Here is a 4,332-nt window from a genome sequence, read left to right on the forward strand (position 1 = left end):
CGTGCCCGCCGCGCCTGAGGCGCCCGCCCCGCCCGGTGTGGCGCCGGGCCTGGCGGGCCGCGTCGTCCCAGGCTTGGCGGACCGCGTCGTCCCGGGCCTGGCGGGCCGCGTCGTCCCGGGCTTGGCGGCCCGCGTGGCGCCGGGCCTGGGGCGCGGCTTGGTGCCCTCGACGGGGGCCGCCTCGAACTGGCGGCGGTGACGGGCGCAGAGCCCGTCGGGGCCGGCGGGGTTGCGGCAGCGGTCGCCCTTGCGGGTGCGGGCTCGGCAGCGGTCGGGGGCCGGGGTCATGGGGTGCCCTCGCGGGGCGAGGCCGTGGGGGGCTTGCGGGGTGGGGTCATCGGGGCAGCTCCCTCGCGGCCCAGCTGGCGGCGCGGCGCAGGAGGGCCATGGCGTCGTGCTCCAGGCGGAGGACCTGGTCCTCGGTGACGAGCTTGCGCAGGCGGGTGACGGCGAAGTCCCCGAAGGCGTGCAGCGAGGTCCACTTGGGCAGAAAGCCCAGCTCTTCGGCGGCCGCCGACGTGTCGGCGACCCGGCCGTACTGAAGGAACCGGACCTGCTCGGGGGTGAAGTCGACGCTGCGCCCGACCAGCTCGGCGACCCGGTTGACGAGCGGCTCGGGGATGGGCAGGGGGGCCTTGCCGGCGATCCGGATGGCCTGGCTGAGCAGCACCACCCCGTCGCCGGCGACGTTGAAGGTGCCGTCCGGCGCCGGACCCAGGGTGGCCCGCAGCAGGACCTCGGCCGTGTCCTCCTCGTGCAGGAACTGGAGCCGCGGGTCGAAGCCGAGCACGGTCGGGCAGACCGGCAGCTCGAAGTAGCGGGTCAGCGGGTTGTCGACGGTCGGACCGACCTGGTTGGCCAGCCGCAGCACGGTCACGGCCACGTCCGGGCGGCGCCGGTCGAAGGAGCGGACGTAGTCCTCGACCTCGATGGCGTCCTTGCCAAAGCCGTGCCGGGGCGTCTCGTGCGACATGCTCTCGGTCCACACCGCCGGGTCGCCGGCCGTGGCCCCGTACACGGCCGTGGTCGACTTCAGCACCAGCCGCCGCAGGTCGGGCGCGTGGTAGGCGGCCGCCAGGAGCTGCATGGTGCCGAGCACGTTGCGCTCCTTCATGGTGGCCCGCCCGCCGGCAGCCCGCGGCTCGGCCGTCACCCCCAGGTGCACGCAGGTGTCGATCCCGGCCGACTGGACGGTCCTGACCAGGGCCGGGCTGCGCAGGTCGACGGCCAGGTGCTCGACCTTGTCCGGGAACGGCTCGGCGGGCTCGAGCTCGTCGACGGCCACCACCCGCTCGACCTCCGGCTCTTCGGCCAGGGCGGCGACCAGACGCCGCCCGGTCGAGCGGGCCGCCCCGGTGACCAGGACGCAGCGGCCCATCAGCCACCACCCTGGGGGGAGACCCTGGCGAGCTCGACCCGGTCGCCGGGGCCGGCGCCGAGGCGCTCGGCGGCCCGGCCCAGGTTGACGGCCACGGCCAGCGAGCCGAACGAGTCCTCGTGCAGGACCAGGTCGCCGGCCGGCACCGAGGAGAACGTCTCGGCGAACACCAGCCGGTGGGCGCCGCCACCGACCCGCACCTCGACCGGGTCGCCGACGGCTATCCCCGTCCGCGCCAGGTCGTCGCGGCGCAGGTCGAGGGCGAGGTTGCCGAAGTGGTCGACCGCCACCACGCTGGTCCCGACCCGGTCGCCGTCGATCCGCGCGCCCGCCCGCTCCAGCCGCACCAGCCCGCCCGGGTCCAGTTCCGGCCCCAGCGCGCCCGGCTCGACCCCCGCGGCCAGGTGCGCGGCCGCCGGCGCGAACACGTCGCGCCCGTGGAAGGTCGCCGACACCGCCGCCAGCCGGTACGCCGGCTCCTGGAGGGCGTGCACCCGCCCCACCCCGCCCAGCGCCTCGGCCGCCCAGACCAGCAGCCCGTTGTCCGGCCCGACCAGCAACTCCCCGCCGGCCTCGACCGCCACCATCCCCCGCCCGCTCCCCACTCCCGGGTCGACCACCGCCAGGTGCACCGCCCGCGGCAGGTAGGGCACGGCCTGGGCCAGCACCAGCGCCCCCTGCCGGACGTCCTGGGCCCCGACCCCGTGGCTCACGTCGATCACCCGGGCCCGCGGAGCCACTCTGGCCATCACCCCGTGGCACACGCCCACGAAGTGGTCCTCCAACCCGTAGTCGGAGGTGAAGGTGATCCAGTCGTACCCGGCCATGCCAGGCATTGTGGCACCCTCCCCTCGCTGTCACAGGAACGCCGGGCAACGCCCGGGCGGAGGCCGTAACGATCGCCGACCGCCGCCCCGGCAACGTTGCACCAGCGGGACGCTCCCTGACCTGGGGTGACGGTGGTCAGAAGCGGCGAGAGGCTGCTGGCCTGGCCGTTACGGCCGGGCGCCACCACAGGGCGCTGGGCCCGACGTCGCGGAAGCCCAGGGCGTTGTAGACGGGGTGGCCGTCCTCGCTGCTCGAGAGGACGGTGGGGAGGGTCGGGGCGGTGGCCAGGCAGGCCAGGGTCAGGTGGGCGCCGATGCCCTGGCGGCGGGCCTGGCCCACGACGGCGACGCCGGCGACGTTGAGGACGGTGCCGTCGGTGGCGGCGATGGCGGTGCCGACCGGCTGGTCGTCCAGGCGGGCCAGGAGCAGGGTGAGGCCGGGGACGCGCAGGCTGGCCGCCGGGGGGTGGATGGCGCCGGGGACCCAGCTCGCCGTGCTGCCGGTGAACGCCTCGACGCTGGTGCGCTCGAACAGCTCGACGTCGGCCGGGGTCCGGCAGGGGGCCACCCGCAGGCCGGGCAGGAGGCGGCTGGGCGGCCGGAAGGTGCCGGGAGGGCGCAGCATCCAGGGCTCGCGGTCCTGGAGCACGAACCCGAACGGGCCCAGGTCCTCGGTCCCGCCGGAGTCGCGGACGGCCACCTCGCCCTCCAGGCCGGCGACGGCCCCGGCGATCCGGGCCGCCGGCACGCCGGCCCGCAGGGACAGCGCGCCCAGGAACACCGGTGTGCTGGGCCCGGTGCGCCTGGCCACCCCGTCTTGCTCGACCCAGCCGACGCCGAGGGCGGCCAGCCCGAGCCGGTGCCACACCGACTCGCCCCGGGCCGCCAGCGCGACGGGATCCACGGGCGGCTACTCGGTGCCGAACAGGTGGCGGAGGTCGACCCGGGTGGTCGAGGTCCAGTCGGGAGTGATGCGGGTGGAGCCCAGGCGTAGCGCCCTCGCCCCCTCGGACACGGCCGAGATCATGCGCAGGTGGCCGTCCTCGGCCAGCTCCAGATAGCCGATGCCGACGCAGGAGCCCTTGCCGTCCTCCATGCCGACCAGCAGGCCGGCCAGGCTGGCCAGGTCGGCGTCGGGCGGCAGCGAGGGCAGGAACACCGTCGGCTTGACCCGCCAGCGGTGCAGGTTGCCGGAGAAGTAGGCGGCGAACCGGGCCCGGCGGGTCTCGGCGCGCTCGTCGAAGGTGGTCGGGCGGGCGTCGGGATGGGCCGGGTAGGCCTCGACCCGGGCCGGGGTGAAGCGCCGGGCGATCCCCAGCAGCGGGTCCAGCTCCTCGCCGCGCTCGAACCCGATCACGTACTCGGGCCGGGTCACCTCCATCTTGTGGTACTTGAGGATCTGGCCGTAGACGCCGCTGATGAGGCTGGAGGTGTCGACCACGACCAGCTCGGCCCCGTCCCGCCGGGCCACGTTCATCAGCTTGGCCGTGCCCGCGACCAGCGGCAGCAGGTGGAACTGGGCCGACACCCAGCCGACGAAGTAGAGCCCGTCGGCCAGGGCGAGCTCGTCGTCACCGAGGTGCTTGGCCTCGAGCACGTGCTTGAGGCCGATGGTGGTGGGCGGCCCGACCGTGGTCCGGCCGACGTCGGTGTCGAGGTAGGCGGCGGGGATGCCGCGCTCGACGGCGCCGGCCAGCAGAGCCCGGGCGAAGGTGGTCTTGCCCGAGTCCATCGACCCGAGCAGCAGGACCGTGCCGGGGTCGTCGAGCACCTGCTCGATCAGGCGCGCGTAGCGGTCGGTCACGGGAGGATCCTGGCCAGCAGGTAGTCGGCCAGCGGGTCGTAGGCCGAGGGGGTGGGGCGGACGTTGTCGTCCATGCCGAGGACGATCCCGGCCCGGCCCTCGGCCTTGGCCATGGGCAGGGCCGGGTCGTTGATGTCGGCCACCGCGACCACGTCGATGCCGCGCTCGGCGGCCGCCCCGGCCCAGCCGTGGTCGCCGACGACCAGGTCGACCTCGTTGGCCTGCTCCAGGACCAGCTCCATGGGGTGGGCCTCGTGGGTGTGGTAGAGGTTGGCGCCCGAGGCCAGGGCCGCCACCCAGCCGGTGTAGATGATGCGCCGCCG

At 75.5% G+C, this 4,332-nt stretch carries 6 protein-coding genes; all 6 read right to left on the reverse strand.

The window, feature by feature from the left end; genetic code table 11:
* A partial coding sequence (locus VF468_07820) for a DUF5763 domain-containing protein (GenBank protein ID HEX5878212.1) occupies positions 1–288 on the reverse strand: 288 nt, incomplete at its 3' end.
* Between the two features lie 46 nt (positions 289–334).
* A complete protein-coding gene (locus VF468_07825; protein HEX5878213.1) occupies positions 335–1,378 on the reverse strand; it encodes an NAD-dependent epimerase/dehydratase family protein in 1,044 nt (347 codons plus the stop codon).
* Positions 1,378–2,205 carry an SAM-dependent chlorinase/fluorinase gene (locus tag VF468_07830; GenBank protein HEX5878214.1) on the reverse strand — a complete coding sequence of 276 codons (828 nt, stop codon included), beginning with the start codon at positions 2,203–2,205 and terminating at the stop codon, positions 1,378–1,380. The genes VF468_07825 and VF468_07830 overlap by 1 nt, the downstream gene beginning before the upstream one ends.
* A gap of 136 nt (positions 2,206–2,341) precedes the next feature.
* Complete coding sequence (locus VF468_07835) at positions 2,342–3,109, reverse strand: GNAT family N-acetyltransferase (GenBank protein ID HEX5878215.1); 768 nt, start codon at positions 3,107–3,109, stop codon at positions 2,342–2,344.
* A gap of 6 nt (positions 3,110–3,115) precedes the next feature.
* Entirely contained in the window at positions 3,116–4,009 is an 894-nt protein-coding gene (locus tag VF468_07840; GenBank protein ID HEX5878216.1) for a Clp1/GlmU family protein, read from the reverse strand.
* The coding region (locus VF468_07845) for a phosphatase (GenBank protein HEX5878217.1) at positions 4,006–4,332 on the reverse strand (327 nt) is incomplete at its 5' end. The genes VF468_07840 and VF468_07845, both read right to left, overlap by 4 nt.

It is taken from the genome of Actinomycetota bacterium (assembly GCA_036280995.1).
Taxonomy (GTDB): Bacteria; Actinomycetota; CALGFH01; order CALGFH01; family CALGFH01; genus CALGFH01.

Bases quoted from the DNA above. Each gene is read 5' to 3' on its own strand.
- VF468_07825 (HEX5878213.1), bottom strand. From the start codon at position 1,378: ATGGGCCGCTGCGTCCTGGTCACCGGGGCGGCCCGCTCGACCGGGCGG.
- VF468_07830 (HEX5878214.1), bottom strand. From the start codon at position 2,205: ATGGCCGGGTACGACTGGATCACCTTCACCTCCGACTACGGGTTGGAG.